Here is a 14,904-nt window from a genome sequence, read left to right on the forward strand (position 1 = left end):
GGTCGCCGGTTCCGCACCCCACCTGGAGGAATTCCGTATGCAGCCGCGTCAGGTCACCGTGCTGGGAGAGTGCGTCGCCGATGTCTTCGCGGACGCCCGGCCCGGGCCGCCGCCCACCGATGGGCGCGATCCCGCGGACGTCCCCACCCAGGGCCTGCACCTGCACGCCCTGCCCGGCGGCGGGCCGGCCAACACCGCGGTGGGGCTGGCCAGGCTCGGCACGCCCACCCGGCTGCTGGCGCGGCTGTCCGGCGACGTCTTCGGGCGCTTGTTCCGTTCCCATCTCCTGGACTCCGGCGTCGATCTGACGCACGCCCCGGCCGCCGCGGAGCCCAGCACGCTCGCGGTCGCCGACATCGACGCCGGCGGTCAGGCCGCGTACACCTTCCACGCCGAGGGCACCGCGGACTGGCAGTGGACGCGGAACGAACTGGACCGGGCCGGCCAGGGCGACCCGGCCTGCGTGCACACCGGCTCGCTCGCACTGGTCCGCGAACCCGGGGGCTCGCTGCTGGAGGAGTTCCTCAGCAGGGCTCGGCCGCGGGCCACGGTGAGCATCGATCCCAACGTCCGTCCCGCGCTGGTCGATCCGGCGGTCTACCGGCGCCGGTTGCCGAGCTGGTGCGCGGTGGCGGACATCCTGCGGCTGAGCGAGGACGACCTGCGCGTCCTGGTCCCGGGCACCGGGGTGGAGGCGGCGTGCGACGGTCTCCACGCGGCGGGGGTGCGGCTGGTGGTGATCACGCGTGGTGCGCACGGCGCCTTCGCGTCGCTCGACGGCCGGACCGTCTCCGTGCCCGGCGTGCCCACGCAGGTCGTCGACACCGTCGGGGCGGGAGACTCGTTCACCGCGGGACTGCTCCACCACCTCGGCGAGCAGGACCTCCTGGGCGGCCGGCTGGAGGGCCTGCGGCTGGCCGATGTCGCGGCGGCCTGCGCGTTCGCGGTCCGCGTAGCGGCGCTGACCTGCGCCGTAGCGGGTCCCAACCCGCCGTGGGCCCATCAGATCACGCTGCTCCAGGGCGAGAAGGACACGGCCGCCGCACGTGCCGGGGACCGCAACCTTTCTCGTCCGGGGCGTTGACGAGCCCTCACCCGGGGCCCATCATCTGTCATCGATCGGATGTCAGCGATGACATGTGTCAACGATGACACTCACAAGCGACGTCGAGAGAGCTGGTTCACATGCGTCGAAGAGTCGGGGCCCTGCTGGTCGCCCCGCTGGTCGCCCTGATCGCGGGCCTGGTCGCACTCCTGCCGAACACACCCGCGGTCGCCGGGACCGTCTCGGACTACCCCGAGTTCCCCTATCCGCCGACCACGTACAGCGAGCCCTTCCGCGGCCAGTTCCACTTCAGCTCGCAGTCGGGCTGGATGAACGACCCCAACGGCCTGGTGTACGCGAATGGCCTCTACCACTTCTTCTACCAGCACAATCCGCACGGTCTGGCCTGGGACACCATGCACTGGGGCCACGCCACCAGCCCCGACCTGGTCCACTGGACGCAGAAGCCGATCGCCCTGGAGCCCGGTGTGCACCCCGGAACGCTCTTCTCCGGGGGCGGCGTCGTCGACAAGGACAACACCTCGGGGCTGAAGACCGGCGCGCTCGACCCGATCGTGGTGTTCTCCAACACCGATGGCGTGAGCATCTTCTACAGCAACGACAACGGCCAGACCTTCCAGGCCTACGACAAGGGCCGCAAGCAGATCGAGATCCCCGACGAGAGCCGCGACCCGAAGGTGATCTGGGACGCGGCGCGCCACCGCTGGACCATGGTCGTCTGGTCCAACCAGGGCGGCAACGGCGTGAACATCTACACCTCGCCGAACCTCCTGAAGTGGACCCTGGCCAGCCGCTACCAGGCGCCCTGGCTCTTCGAGTGCCCCGACTTCTACCCGCTGCCGCTGGACGGCAAGAGCGACCAGCAGCGGTGGGTGATGACCTCCGCGTCCAGCCAGTACGTCGTCGGCAGCTTCGACGGCACGACCTTCCGCACCGACTGGAGCCAGCCGGCGCAGATGGACCTGGGCACCACGTACGCGGGCGGCTCCTTCTACGCCGCCGAGACGTTCACCAACACCCCCGACGGGCGCACGGTGCAGATGGCCTGGCAGGGCGGCAACCGCGGCAGCACGTGGACCGGCAACGCGACCTTCCCGGTGACCCTGGGCCTGGTCAGCACCCCGGACGGGCCGCGGATCACCCGTACACCGGTCACCGAGCTGTCCTCGCTCGCCTCGCAGACCGAGACCTGGAAGAACGACACGGTCAAGGCACCCAAGGAGCCCAAGCCGGGCAAGGAGCCCAAGGCCGCCGACAACCCCTTCGAGGACATCAAGGCCGACACCTACGAGATCACCGCCCAGTTCGACGTGAAGAACTCCACCGCGACCCGGTTCGGCTTCGACCTGCACAGCCGCAGTGACGGGACCGCCGACCGCAGCGTGGTCTACGACACCGAGAAGCAGACCCTGCAGGGCAAGCCGCTGAAGCCGAGGGACGGCAAGGTCACCATGCGGCTCCTGGTGGACCGGGGCCAGCTGGAGATCTTCGCCGACGGCGGCCTGTACTCGCTGTCCGACAACGTCGACTTCGACTCCGCGGCCGACAGCCAGGGCATCCGGCTCTTCGCCGTCGGCGGCGAGGCGAAACTGGACAACGCGACCTTCACCCGCCTGAACACCAGCTGGGGGACGGCCCAGTCCACCCTCCTGAGCAATCTGAAGGGCCCCTGGCACGCCGCGGGCGGCGCCTGGACCGACGTCAGCGGCGGCAAGCGGGTCTCCACCAGCGGTGACGGCTTCTACATGAGCGCGAGCAGCGGCGCCGACGCGGTCTACCAGGGCGACATCACCCTGGACACCGCACGCGCCGGCGGCCTGACCTTCCGCGCGAACGCCTCGGGCGCCGGGTACACGGCGACGCTCGACACCAGCGGTGTGGTGAAGCTGTGGCGCCCTGGCAAGGACATCGCCGTCCGCGCGCTGCCGGTCAGCGGGGGTCGCACCTACCACCTGAAGGTGCAGACGGACGGCGCCCGCATCCGCGTCTGGGTGGACAACGCCGCGGACCCCGTCATCGACGCCACCGACACCACCTACGCCTCCGGCCTGTTCGGGGTGAACACCTTCGACGGAACCGCGACGGTGCAGAACCTCACCACCGGACAGGGCGGTTTCTCCGCCTTCCCCACCGGGCGGTGGACACCGCGCGGCGGCACCTGGACGGTCACCCCGGCCGGGCTGCGCGGCAGCGCGCCACAGAACGGCTTCTACCTCAGCGACCGCACGGGCGGCGACTTCACCTACGAGGGCGACCTGTCCGTCACCAACGGGCAGGCGACCGGCCTGACCTTCCGGGCCGGAAGTGACGGCGCCGGCTACACGGCGAACATCGACACCAGTGCCGGTGTGGTCAAACTGTGGCGCCCGGGCCGGGACATCGCGACCTACGCCACGGCGATCACCGAGGGCCGTACCTACCACCTGAAGGTGCGGACCGACGGCAACCGCATCCGCGTCTGGTTCGGGAACGGCGCCGATCCCGTCATCGACGCCACCGACGACGCCTACGCGAGCGGCCTGTTCGGGGTGAACTCCTTCGCAGCGAACACCCTCGCGCAGAACCTCACCGTGAGCTGACGGAGCATCACCCGTGCGAGGAATCCGGGGCCGGCCCGCGGGCCGGCCCCAGGTTCCTCCATGCCCGGCCCCGCGCGTGCGCGGATTTCCCACGTTGGAAAACGCTCCGCGCACAACCGGGCCCGCCCCGGTGCCGGCGCCGACCCACGCACTCCGATCTGCGAATTCACCCCCATGGGGCGGGTGTTGGCCGCACCACGCGCCCCAGGAGATTCTCTGACACCACCTCGACGCGAGGTCTGGACACGGCGGCACGGCGCTGCTTTCATTCTCACCGCGTCCAGAATTTCCAACGTTGTACAAGCGCGCAACCGACCCGCATCCCTTCTTCGCACCAGGCGCCACACCCCCTTTGACCAGCACTTCCCTCCAGGCGTGGACGACGCCCCCCACGGAAGGTGCACGCGTGATTCCTGGCAGACGACGTACCACTCGGCTCGGGCGCTTTGCCGCCCTGCTTTCGCTCCTCCTCGGGGCGGCGCTGATGGCGCCGTCCCCCGCGACGGCCCGGCCGGCCGATTCGGTCGCCGCGCCCGCCGCCTCCGCCGACAACGGCCTGCGCGGCGACTACTACCGCATGTCCAACGGCACGGCGCTGGACTTCGCCCAGTACACGGGCACGCGGATCGACAGCTCGCTCCACGTCGACGACCTGCTGCCCGCCCTGCGGGCCTACGCGGGGACCACCACCAACGTCGCGGTGCGCTGGACGGGCCGGCTGGAAGTGCCGGCCGACGGCAGCTACACCTTCTACATCAAGGGCGACAACGGCTTCCGCCTCTCCCTCGACGGCGCGAGCGTGATCGACCACTGGACGACCGACTGGGACGTGCAGACCACCTCGGAGCCGATCACCCTCACCGCCGGCCTGCACGAGGTCGCGGTGGACTACAACCAGGGCAACGGCGGCGCCTACCTGCACACCGAGTGGTCCGGGCCGGGCTTCGACCGCCGGCCCGTGCCCGACACCGCCCTGCACCTGCCCGCGGACTTCGCTCCGGCCGACGCGGAGGCGTCCGTCGACAAGACCGGCCGCATCGCCTCCATCGACCTGGGCTCCCGTGTGACCGGTCTCCCCGCCGACGCCGCCTCGCACCTGGCGCTGCTGTCCGGCGGCACCCGGTGGTCGGCCACGGTGTCGAGGGACCCCAAGCACGCCTCGCGGCTGCTGCTGCGTCCGGGCACGTCCGACTCCCCGGTCGCCCTGAAGGCCGACGTACGGGTCAGCTACGACGGCAGGGGCGGTATCACCACCGCGGCCGGCGCCCCCGGCCCCTTCTCGGTCGCCGCGAGCAACGACTCCACCTGGTACTTCGCCACGAAGTGGGCCAAGGACGTCTCCCGGTCCCACCCCCTGCCGGACTACCCGCGGCCGCAGTTGACCCGCAAGGAGTGGAAGAACCTCAACGGGACCTGGCAGTTCCAGCCGACCGAGCAGGACGCGGCACTCCCCCAGGGCCCGCTGAGCGACAGCATCGTGGTCCCCTACCCCATGGAGTCGGGCCTGTCCGGCGTCGCCCGGCACCACGACTGGTCGCTGTACCAGCGCACCTTCACCGTGCCGGACGACTGGCGGGTCGGCTCGGGCAACCGGCTGAACCTCAATTTCGGCGCGGTGGACTACGAGGCCTGGGTGTACGTCAACGGCCACGAAGTGGCCCACCACACCGGCGGCTACCAGGCGTTCACCGCCGACGTCACCGACGCCCTGACCGGGCGCGGGACGCAGGAGCTCACGGTCAAGGTCCGCGACACCACCGACGACCGCTACGCCCTCGGCAAGCAGTCCCGCGACCCCAGCGGCATCTGGTACACGCCGAGTTCGGGCATATGGCAGACGGTCTGGATGGAGCCCGTCCCCGAGGCGGCCGTGGACTCGCTGGTGCTGACCCCGGACCTCGCGGACTCCTCGCTCTCGGTCACCGTACGGCCGGGTGCCGGCACCTCACCGGACGCCAAGGTCACCGCCACCGCCTACACCAGGAGCGGGCGCAAGGCCGGTACGGTCACCGGCCCGGCGGGCACCGCGCTGCGGCTGCCGGTCGAGCACGCCCGGCTGTGGAGCCCGGACGACCCGTACCTGTACGACCTCGACGTCACGCTCACCGACGGCCGGAGCAAGGACCGCGTCGGCTCCTACTTCGGGATGCGGTCGATCGAGGTGGCCCCGGCGGGCGGCACCAACCGGATCAAGCTCAACGGCAAGCCGGTCTTCGTGCTCGCCACCCTCGACCAGGGGTTCTGGCCGGACGGCCTCTACACTGCCCCGACCGACGAGGCGCTCAAGTACGACCTCAAGGAGCACAAGAAGCTCGGCTTCAACGCGGTCCGCAAGCACATCAAGGTCGAGCCCGCCCGCTGGTACTACTGGGCGGACCAGCTGGGCCTGATGGTCTGGCAGGACATGCCCAGCCGGGGCACGGCCGCGGCCGGCACCCCGGAGACCGCGGCCTTCGTCGACCAGGTGCACCAGATCGTCGACCAGCACATCAGCACTCCGTCCGTCGTGATGTGGACGCTGATGAACGAGGGCTGGGGCGAGTGGAGCAAGGAGGCCACCGGCGACCTCGCCGACTCGGTGAAGCGGCAGGACCCCTCACGCCTGGTCGACGCCCATTCCGGGGTCAACTGCTGTGCCTCCAAGGGCGATTCGGGTCGCGGTGATCTGATCGACTTCCACGACTACCACGGCCCGGCCACCCCGGCCCCGGACGCCGGCCGCGCCGCGGTCGACGGCGAGCACGGCGGCTACTCGTACCTGGTGCCCGGGCACATCCTGGGCGTCGCGGGCGGCCAGGACTACGGCGACGCCGCGCACAGCAAGGAGGAGCTGACCGCGACCTACGTGGAGAACACCCGCAAACTGCTCCGACCGGCCGCCTGCGGCCTGTCCGGATCGGTCTACACCGAGATCACCGACGTGGAGGGCGAGCTCAACGGCCTGATCACCTACGACCGGGCGGTGGTGAAGGTGGACCCGAAACAGGTGCGGGACATCAACCGCCAGGTCATCGCGGCCGGGGCCGCCGCCGGCGGGGTCGACGTCCCGCCGGGCACACCCGGGCAGCAGGGCGTCTCCTGGTGGCCGCTGCACGAGGGGTCCGGCACAGTGGCGAAGGACGCCGCCGGATCCCACGACGGGACGCTGAACGGCGGGACGAGCTGGACCACCGGCCCCAACGGGGGCGCCCTGCAACTGGACGGCCGTACCGGCTTCGTGGACACCGGCGCGCCGGTGCTGGACACCGACGGGGCCGACTACTCGGTCGCCGCCTGGGTCCGGCTGGACGACAAGGGGCACTTCAGCACCGCGGTCTCCCTCGACGGGACCTCCAACAGTGCCTTCTACCTGCAGTACTCGCAGGCCGACCGGCGGTTCGCGTTCAGCTTCGCGGGCAGCCGGGCGCTGGCGAACACCATCGGGGAGCCGGTGGCCGGCCGCTGGTACCACCTGGTCGGCAGCTACAGCCACGGTGACGGCCAGTTGCGGGTCTACGTCGACGGCAGTCAGGCCGGTTCGGCCCGGGCCTGCAACGCCGAGGGACCCTCGGGCCACCTGGTGATCGGCCGCGGCAAGTTCGGCGGCAACCTCGTCGACTACTGGGGCGGCGCGATCGCCGACGTGCACGCCTACGACCGCGCGCTGAGCGCGGCCGAGGTCGCGTCGCTGGCGGCCGGCGAACCCGCGGCGCCGACGAACCGCTGACCACCGGCGGCCCGCCCCGTTTCAACGGGGGCGGGGCGGGCCGCCTCCCGGGCTCCTGCGGAGCCCCGCACTCCCCTGATCAGGTCGCACACCGCTCTACGAGGAGTTGAACGTACATGAGCACCTCCCGTACCACCCGCATGCTCGCCGTCGCGTGCCTCACCGCCGCCGCCGCCCTGACCGCCACCTCGTGTGCCAAGCAGGAGGACTCCGGCGCCGCCTCCCCCAGCTCCTCCGAAGGCGCCCAGGTGGTGCAGTCGCCGACCGCGAGTGCCGCCGCCGGCGACGGCTGCACGCTGCAGTCCTACGGCGCCACCAAGCTCGACCTGAAGAACACGGTCGTCGGCTTCTCGCAGTCCGAGAAGGAGGCGAACCCGTTCCGCATCGCCGAGACGCAGTCCATCAAGGACGAGGCGGCCAAGCTCGGGGTGAAGAAGCTCCTCACCACCAACGCCCAGTCGCAGCTGCCCAAGCAGATCAGCGACATCCAGGACATGCTCGCCCAGGGCGCGCAGTTGCTGATCGTCGCCCCGCTGAACTCCGACGGCCTGGAGCCCGCGCTGCAGGCGGCGGCCGCCAAGCACGTCCCCGTGATCACCATCGACCGCAAGATCAACGCGACCGCGTGCAAGGACTACGTGGCCTTCCTCGGCTCGGACTTCGTGGAGCAGGGCAAGCGCGCCGCGGACCAGATGATCGACGTCACCGGCGGCAAGGGCAAGGTCGCCATCCTGCTCGGCGCCTCCGGCAACAACGTCACCACGGACCGCACCAAGGGCTTCGTCGACCAACTGGCGGCCAAGGCTCCCGGACTGAAGATCGTGGCGCAGCAGACCGGCGAGTTCGCCCGTGACAAGGGCCAGCAGGTGATGGAGCAGCTGATCCAGTCCAACCCCGGCATCACCGCGGTGTACGCGGAGAACGACGAGATGGGCCTCGGCGCCGTCACCGCGCTCAAGGCGGCCGGGAAGAAGCCCGGCAAGGACGTCAAGATCGTTTCCATCGACGGCACCCGCAACGCGGTGCAGGCCCTGGCCAACGGGCAGTACAACGGCGTCATCGAGTCCAACCCGCGCTTCGGGCCGCTGGCCTTCGCCACCGCGCAGAAGTTCTTCGGCGGGGAGGCCATTCCGGAGGACGTGATCATCTCCGACCGGTCCTACGACGCCTCCAACGCGAAGGACTCGCTGGCCGGGGCGTACTGAGCCCGCGACCGGGGCCGCCCGGCCGGACACGGCAGGGCGGCCGCTCTTCCCCGACCCACCGCATCGCGAATCCTGGAAGGCCCCCTATGGCACCCCCCGAAGCGGCAGCCGCCGCACCGCCCCCGGAGCCGGGCAGTCCCACCGCCCCCGCGGTGCTGGAGGCGCTCGGTGTCGGCAAGCGCTTCCCCGGCGTGGTGGCGCTCGACGACGTGTCCCTCACCCTGCGCCGCGGCGAGATCCACGCGCTGGTCGGCGAGAACGGCGCCGGCAAGTCCACCCTGATCAAGGTCCTCACCGGAGTGCACCGCCCGGACAGCGGCGAACTGCGCCTGGACGGGCAGCCCGTCGCGTTCGCCCGGCCCGTCGACGCCCAGCAGGCCGGCGTCACCACGATCTACCAGGAGGTCAACCTCGTCCCGCTGATGAGCGTGGCGCGCAACATCTTCCTGGGCCGTGAGCCGAAGAACCGCTTCGGCCTGATCGACTTCCCGCGCATGCACCGGGAGGCCGCCGCGCTCATGGCGGGCTTCGGTGTCACCGCCGACGTCCGCCGGCCGCTCGACAGCCTCGGCGTCGGCACCCAGCAGATGGTGGCTCTGGCCCGCGCGGTGTCGGTGCGGGCCAAGGTCGTGGTGATGGACGAACCCACCTCCGCGCTCGAACCCCGCGAGGTGGAGACGCTCTTCCGGGTCGTCGAGGACCTGCACAGCCGCGACATCGCCATCCTCTACGTCAGCCACCGGATCGAGGAGCTGTACCGGATCTGCGACCGGGTCACCGTCCTGCGCGACGGACGTCTGGTGCACACCGGCGATCTGGCGGGCCTGGACCGGATGCAGTTGGTCGCCATGATGCTCGGCCGTGAGGTCGCCGAGGTGCGCCGGCACGGCCGGACCGGCTTCGGCGAGGCCCACCGCCCGGACCGCGAACCGGTGCTCACCGCCGAGGGACTGACCAGCCGTCACGTGCTGGACGACGTGTCCCTGGAGTTGCACCCCGGCGAGGTGCTGGGCCTGGGCGGACTGCTCGGCTCCGGGCGCAGCGAGACCGCCAAGGCACTGGCCGGGGCACTGCCGCTGGACTCCGGCTCCGTCACCGTGGCCGGCCGGCGGCTGGGGCGTCCCTCGCCCGCCGCCGCGATCCGCGCGGGCGTCAGCCTGCTGCCGGAGGACCGCAAGGCGGAGGGAGTGATCCCCGGCCTGTCGGTGCGGGAGAACATCGTGCTCGCCGCCATGCCGCGGCTGTCCCGGGCGGGGGTGGTGTCCCGGGCCCGGCAGGACCGCGTCGTCGACGTCTTCATGAAACGGCTGCGGATCAAGGCGTCGAGCCCCGAGCAGAAGGTGGGCGAGCTCTCCGGCGGCAATCAGCAGAAGGTGCTGCTGGCCCGGTGGCTGTGCCTGGAGCCGAAGGTGCTGCTGCTGGACGAGCCCACCCGGGGCATCGACGTCGGCGCCAAGGCCGAGGTGCAGGCGCTGGTCGACGAACTGGCGCAGGAAGGACTCGCGGTACTGCTGATCTCCTCCGACATCGAGGAGCTGGTGGAGGGCGCCGACCGTCTGGTGGTGCTGCGCAGCGGCGCGGTGGCCGGGGAACTGACGGGCGAGCAGGTGGGCGAGGGAGAACTGCTGGAGGTGCTGGCGGCGCACGGCCCGGCCGCGAAGGACGCCTCCGGCACCGGTGACGAGGAGGAGCGCGATGACTGAGCTCTCCCCGGCCGTGCGGCGGGGCGCGCTCCGGCTCCCCACCCCGGCCTGGTTCCAGACGTACGGCGTGTACGCGGCGGTGGCGGTGCTCGTGCTGTTCAACGCCGTCTTCACCGACCACTTCCTGACCGCCGGCAATCTGCGGACCCAACTGGTTCAGGTGGCCCCGGTGGTGATCGTGGCGCTGGGCATGGCGCTGGTGATCGGGACCGAGGGCGTGGACCTGTCAGTGGGCTCGGTGATGGCCCTGGCCACGGCCCTGCTGCCGTTGTACCTGGGGTACGGACTGCTGCCGGCGCTGCTGGTGGCGCTGGCCGCCGGAGCCGCGGTGGGCGCGGTCAACGGCACGCTGGTGGCGGTGGTGGGGCTGCAGCCCATCGTCGCCACCCTGGCGCTCTTCGTGGGCGGCCGCGGGCTCGCCCTGGTCCTCGCCGACGGCCGGCTGAAACAGATCGCCAACCCGGCCCTGCTGGGCCTCGGCACCGACGACGTGCTCGGCGTCCCCGTGGTGGTGCTGATCGCCGGTCTGCTGGCGGTTGTCGTCGCCGGCCTGGTGCACCGCACCACCTTCGGCCGCCAGCTGGTCGCCGTCGGCGGCAACCGGGCCGCCGCCGGGCTGGCCGGGCTGCCGGTCAAGCGGGTACTCATCGGTGTATACGTCCTGTGCGGGACGCTGGCGGCGCTGGCCGGGGTGCTCGCCACCGCACGGCTGACGGCCAGTGACCCGTCCACGCTGGGCACCTTGATGGAGCTGTCCGCGATCACCGCGGTGGTGGTCGGCGGCACGCCGCTGACCGGCGGCTCGGTACGCGTCCTGGGCACCGTCTTCGGCGCGCTGCTGATGCAGCTGCTGCGCGCGACGCTCGTCAAGCACGATCTGCCCGACTCCACCGCGCAGATGGCCCAGGCGGTCATCATCCTCGTCGCCGTCTACATCGCCCGGGAGCGTCGATCCCGATGAAGTCACTCACCACGCCCCGCTCCGCGCAGGCGTTCCCCGAACCGCCCGCGCCCGCGGCGGCCCGTTCCTTCGACCGGCGGCGGCTCGCCGTGCTCGTGCAGCGGCAGGGTGTCCTCGCCGTGCTGCTGGCCGTCGTCATCGTCTCCTCCTTCGTCTTCCCGTCGTTCGGCACGCGAGCCAACGCGCAGAACATCACCGTGCAGGCGTCGTTCCTCGCGGTGGTGGCGCTCGGCATGACACTGGTCATCATCACCGGCGGCATCGACCTGTCGGTGGGCTCGGTGTTCGCGCTCGGCGGCGTCCTGGCCGCCTGGGCTTCGCAGTACGGGCTGCTGCCGGCACTGCTGGTGCCGCTCGCGGTGTGCGGCCTGCTCGGCACGGTGCACGGCCTGCTGATCGCCCGGGCCGGCATGGCGCCGTTCATCGTCACGCTGGCCGGACTACTGGCCGCGCGCGGGCTGCTGCTCGCCCTGACCGACGAGGGCGCCACCACCTATCTGGTGCCGCGCGACTCGGTCTTCGCCACGCTGGGACAGGGCACCGTCGGGGGCTTCGGCTACCCGGTGCTGATCGCGCTGGTGCTCTTCGCCGTCGGCGGACTGGTCCTCCAGCGCACCTCGTTCGGCCAGTCGCTGTTCGCCGTGGGCGGCAGCCCCGACGCGGCCACGCTGATGGGCCTGCCGGTGGCCAGGACCCGGGTGCTGGTCTACGCCGTCAGCGGGCTGATGGCGGGCTTCGCCGGAGCGCTGAACGCCGCCCGCCTGTCGTCGGGGGTGACCATCATCGGCGTCGGCATGGAGCTGGACGCCATCGCGGCGGTGGTCATCGGCGGCACGCTGCTGATCGGCGGCTCGGGGTCGGTCAGTGGCACCCTGTGGGGTGTGCTCATGCTGGCCGTGATCCAGAACCTCATCAACCAGATCGGCTCCCTCAACTCGTCCTACCAATCGGTGGTCAGCGGCGGGTTCCTGATCGTGGTCGTCGTGGCCCAGCGGTACCTCGCGCGGGGACCGCGCACCACATGATCGCGCCGGTGCCGCGGGGCCGGACGCGGCCCGGCGGCACCGGCCCCAACCGGAGGGAACGCCGTGGGCGTCAGCCTCAAGGACGTCGCGCTGCGTGCGGGAGTGTCCATCAAGACCGTGTCCAACGTCGTGAACGGCTATGCCCACGTCACCCCCGCGATGCGGGCGCGGGTGCAGCAGGCGATCGACGAACTGGGATACCGGCCCAACCTCACCGCGCGACATCTCCGCAAGGGACGTACGGGCATCATCGCCCTGGCCCTTCCGGAACTCGGCAACCCGTACTTCGCCGAGCTGGCCGGCGCCGTCATCGACGCCGCAGCGCGCCACGACTACACCGTGCTGCTGGACCACACCTCCGGCGAGCGCAGGAAGGAGATCCTGGTCAGCCAGGGGTTCCGGGCCCATGTCATCGACGGCCTGATCCTCTCGCCGATCGAGCTGGAGGCCGCGGACCTGCTCGCCCGCACCGACAGCGCCCCCCTGGTGCTCCTCGGGGAACGGGAGTACGACGCCCCGCACGACCACATCGTCATCGACAACGTGGCCGCGGCCCGCAGCGCGGTGCGCCACCTGACCGGCATGGGCCGGCAGCGGATCGCCTTCCTCGGCGCCCGCCGCGAGAGCGCCAGGCAACCCGCCCACCTGCGGCTGCGCGGCTGGCGCGAGGAACTGGCCGACTCCGGGCTCCCGCACGGCGACGACCTGGTGGCCACCGCCTCCGGCTACGGCCGGGCCGACGGCGCGCAGGCCATGGCCGACCTGCTGGACCGCGGTTCGCGCCCTGACGCGGTCTTCGCGTACAACGACCTGCAGGCCATCGGCGCCCTGCGGGTGCTGACCACGCGGGGGTTGCGGGTGCCGGAGGACATCGCCCTCGTCGGCTTCGACGACATCGAGGAGGGCCGCTACAGCGGCGTCACCCTGACCACGATCTCCCCCGACAAGAAGGCCATCGCGCGCCAGGCCGTGGAATGCCTCGTCCAGCGCCTCACCGGGGCTCCGGACACCCCACCGCGCCGTGTGCGGGCCGGCTTCGACCTCGTCGTCCGCGAGTCCACCCTCGGCCACCGCCGCTGACGCCGGCGGCGACCGGTCGTGGCCGCACGCACCGGCCGGCTCACTGCCCGGGCGGGAAGTCCGCGCCGCGGGAGACGGCTTCATGGGCGCGCAACTCGTCGAGCATGCCCTCCAGCCGGGAGACCACGGCCTCGTAGCCGTCGGCTCCCAGGACCAGGCGGTGCGGGGGGTTGTCGGCCTCGAGCGCGGCGACGACGGCGCGCACCCCCCGGTAGGGGTCACCGGCCTGCCGGCCGTCCTGGCCGACCATGAACGTGCGCACCGACTCGATCACGGGGAGGTAGGCGTCCACCGTCTCCTCGACGGACTCGTCGGCGAACCCCGCGTAGGCGCGGGTGCGGAAGGCACCGGGTTCGACGGCGAGCACCTTGATGCCGAACGGGGCCACCTCCTCGCGCAGTACCTCGGTGAGTCCCTCGACGGCGAACTTGACGGCGCTGTAGTAACCGAATCCTGTCACGCCCCGCAGGCCCGCCACCGAGGACATGTTGACGACCGCCCCGCTGCGGCGGGCGCGCATGCCGGGCAGCACGGCACGCAGGACCTCGGCGACGGCGAAGAAGTTGAGCTCGAAGGTCTTCCTGACCTCCGCGTCCGCCATGCCCTCCACCGATCCGTACCAGCCCCGGCCCGCGTTGTTGACCAGGACGTCGATTCCCCCGAAGCGTTCCTCGGCGGCCGCGACGGCGGAGCGGATCTGCCCGGCGTCGGTGACGTCCAGCGGCAGGACGAGCACCTTGTCGCCGTGCTTGCGGGCCCACTCCTCCAGCAGCTCCGGGCGGCGGGCTGTGAGCACGACGTTGCCGCCGTCCTCCAGTGCGACGTCCGCGTAGGTCATGCCGAAGCCGCCGGGGGTACCGCCGGTGATGAACCAGGTCTTCACGGTTGTTCCTCTCACGCGGGGCGGCGGGGCTCGTCCCGCGCAGGGCGCAGCCCACCGCGCCCCAAGTCACTGCTAAAATGGAAGCACGTAACTTTCACTTTAGCAGTGACTTGGGAGGGTGTGTCGCCATGGCAAGCCGGATCCGGCTGGAGGACCGCGAGTGTCCGCTGTCGACGACGGTGCAGCACGTCGGGGAGTGGTGGACGCTGCTGATCCTCCACGACGCCTTCGACGGCTACACGCGCTTCGACCAGTTCCAGAAGAGCCTGAACATCTCCACCAGCATGCTCACCACCCGCCTGAAGACGCTGGTGACCGACGGTCTGCTGGAGCGGCGCCCCTACCAGACCAATCCCGTGCGCCACGAGTACGTGCTGACCGAGCGCGGCCGGACCCTGCGGCCCGTGGTCGTGGCGCTGGCCGCCTGGGGCAACCAGCACCTCGCGCCGGAGGAGCGCAGCATGATCCTGGTCGACGCGGAGACGGGCGAGGAGGCCGAGCCGGTGGTGGTGGACGCCAGGACCGGCCGCAGGCTCGACGACAGCGAGGCCTTCGTGTTCGCCGCCGGCCCGGCCGCCGGCGAGCTGATGCGCGCGCGGTACACCGAACTGGAGCGGCAGCGCCGGGCGGACTTCTGAGCGCGGCCAGGCAGGTCCGAGCCGCGGACCGGCAGGCGGGCGGGCGGGCGAGCGGGGT

General features: G+C 71.5%; 10 protein-coding genes. 9 read left to right on the forward strand and 1 reads right to left on the reverse strand.

The window, feature by feature from the left end; all coding sequences use genetic code 11:
* The first annotated feature begins 37 nt into the window (after positions 1–37).
* From ACIP98_RS04380 to ACIP98_RS04415, 8 genes are all read left to right on the forward strand, one after another.
* Complete coding sequence (locus ACIP98_RS04380; protein WP_401973676.1) at positions 38–1,084, forward strand: carbohydrate kinase; 1,047 nt, start codon at positions 38–40, stop codon at positions 1,082–1,084.
* Between the two features lie 101 nt (positions 1,085–1,185).
* Positions 1,186–3,645, forward strand: a complete 2,460-nt coding sequence (locus ACIP98_RS04385; RefSeq protein ID WP_401973678.1) for a GH32 C-terminal domain-containing protein — start codon at positions 1,186–1,188, stop codon at positions 3,643–3,645.
* A 484-nt stretch (positions 3,646–4,129) separates the two neighbouring features.
* Positions 4,130–7,351 (forward strand): LamG-like jellyroll fold domain-containing protein, encoded by a 3,222-nt coding sequence (locus tag ACIP98_RS04390; RefSeq protein WP_401973680.1) that lies wholly within the window; start codon positions 4,130–4,132, stop codon positions 7,349–7,351.
* A 116-nt stretch (positions 7,352–7,467) separates the two neighbouring features.
* Positions 7,468–8,556: an ABC transporter substrate-binding protein gene (locus ACIP98_RS04395; protein ID WP_319657520.1), complete on the forward strand. Its 1,089-nt coding sequence runs from the start codon at positions 7,468–7,470 to the stop codon at positions 8,554–8,556.
* Positions 8,557–8,642: 86 nt separating this feature from the next.
* The gene (locus ACIP98_RS04400) at positions 8,643–10,259 is read left to right on the forward strand and encodes a sugar ABC transporter ATP-binding protein (protein ID WP_401973682.1); all 1,617 of its coding nucleotides are present in this window, start codon (positions 8,643–8,645) and stop codon (positions 10,257–10,259) included.
* Positions 10,252–11,220 (forward strand): ABC transporter permease, encoded by a 969-nt coding sequence (locus ACIP98_RS04405; protein WP_401973684.1) that lies wholly within the window; start codon positions 10,252–10,254, stop codon positions 11,218–11,220. The genes ACIP98_RS04400 and ACIP98_RS04405 overlap by 8 nt, the downstream gene beginning before the upstream one ends.
* Positions 11,217–12,245, forward strand: coding sequence for an ABC transporter permease (locus ACIP98_RS04410; RefSeq protein WP_401973686.1), 1,029 nt, complete (start codon positions 11,217–11,219; stop codon positions 12,243–12,245). Before ACIP98_RS04405 ends, ACIP98_RS04410 begins: the two co-directional genes overlap by 4 nt.
* A gap of 63 nt (positions 12,246–12,308) precedes the next feature.
* Positions 12,309–13,325, forward strand: a complete 1,017-nt coding sequence (locus tag ACIP98_RS04415) for a LacI family DNA-binding transcriptional regulator (protein WP_319657524.1) — start codon at positions 12,309–12,311, stop codon at positions 13,323–13,325.
* A 40-nt stretch (positions 13,326–13,365) separates the two neighbouring features.
* On the opposite strand, the gene ACIP98_RS04420 is transcribed toward ACIP98_RS04415, so the two are convergent.
* Positions 13,366–14,208, reverse strand: coding sequence for an SDR family NAD(P)-dependent oxidoreductase (locus tag ACIP98_RS04420; RefSeq protein WP_401973688.1), 843 nt, complete (start codon positions 14,206–14,208; stop codon positions 13,366–13,368).
* A gap of 128 nt (positions 14,209–14,336) precedes the next feature.
* On the opposite strand from ACIP98_RS04420, the gene ACIP98_RS04425 reads away from it, so the two are divergent.
* Positions 14,337–14,846: a helix-turn-helix domain-containing protein gene (locus tag ACIP98_RS04425; protein WP_319657526.1), complete on the forward strand. Its 510-nt coding sequence runs from the start codon at positions 14,337–14,339 to the stop codon at positions 14,844–14,846.
* The last annotated feature ends 58 nt before the right edge of the window (positions 14,847–14,904 follow it).

Origin of the sequence: Streptomyces sp. NPDC088354 (genome assembly GCF_044753585.1) — a bacterium.
In the GTDB taxonomy this organism is placed as follows: Bacteria; Actinomycetota; Actinomycetes; order Streptomycetales; family Streptomycetaceae; genus Actinacidiphila.

Excerpts from the sequence above, each read along its gene's own strand:
- ACIP98_RS04380 (WP_401973676.1), top strand. The coding sequence starts at position 38 with ATGCAGCCGCGTCAGGTCACCGTGCTGGGAGAGTGCGTCGCCGATGTC.
- ACIP98_RS04405 (WP_401973684.1), top strand. The coding sequence starts at position 10,252 with ATGACTGAGCTCTCCCCGGCCGTGCGGCGGGGCGCGCTCCGGCTCCCC.
- ACIP98_RS04400 (WP_401973682.1), top strand. The coding sequence starts at position 8,643 with ATGGCACCCCCCGAAGCGGCAGCCGCCGCACCGCCCCCGGAGCCGGGC.
- ACIP98_RS04410 (WP_401973686.1), top strand. The coding sequence starts at position 11,217 with ATGAAGTCACTCACCACGCCCCGCTCCGCGCAGGCGTTCCCCGAACCG.
- ACIP98_RS04390 (WP_401973680.1), top strand. The coding sequence starts at position 4,130 with ATGGCGCCGTCCCCCGCGACGGCCCGGCCGGCCGATTCGGTCGCCGCG.
- ACIP98_RS04425 (WP_319657526.1), top strand. The coding sequence starts at position 14,337 with ATGGCAAGCCGGATCCGGCTGGAGGACCGCGAGTGTCCGCTGTCGACG.
- ACIP98_RS04395 (WP_319657520.1), top strand. The coding sequence starts at position 7,468 with ATGAGCACCTCCCGTACCACCCGCATGCTCGCCGTCGCGTGCCTCACC.
- ACIP98_RS04385 (WP_401973678.1), top strand. The coding sequence starts at position 1,186 with ATGCGTCGAAGAGTCGGGGCCCTGCTGGTCGCCCCGCTGGTCGCCCTG.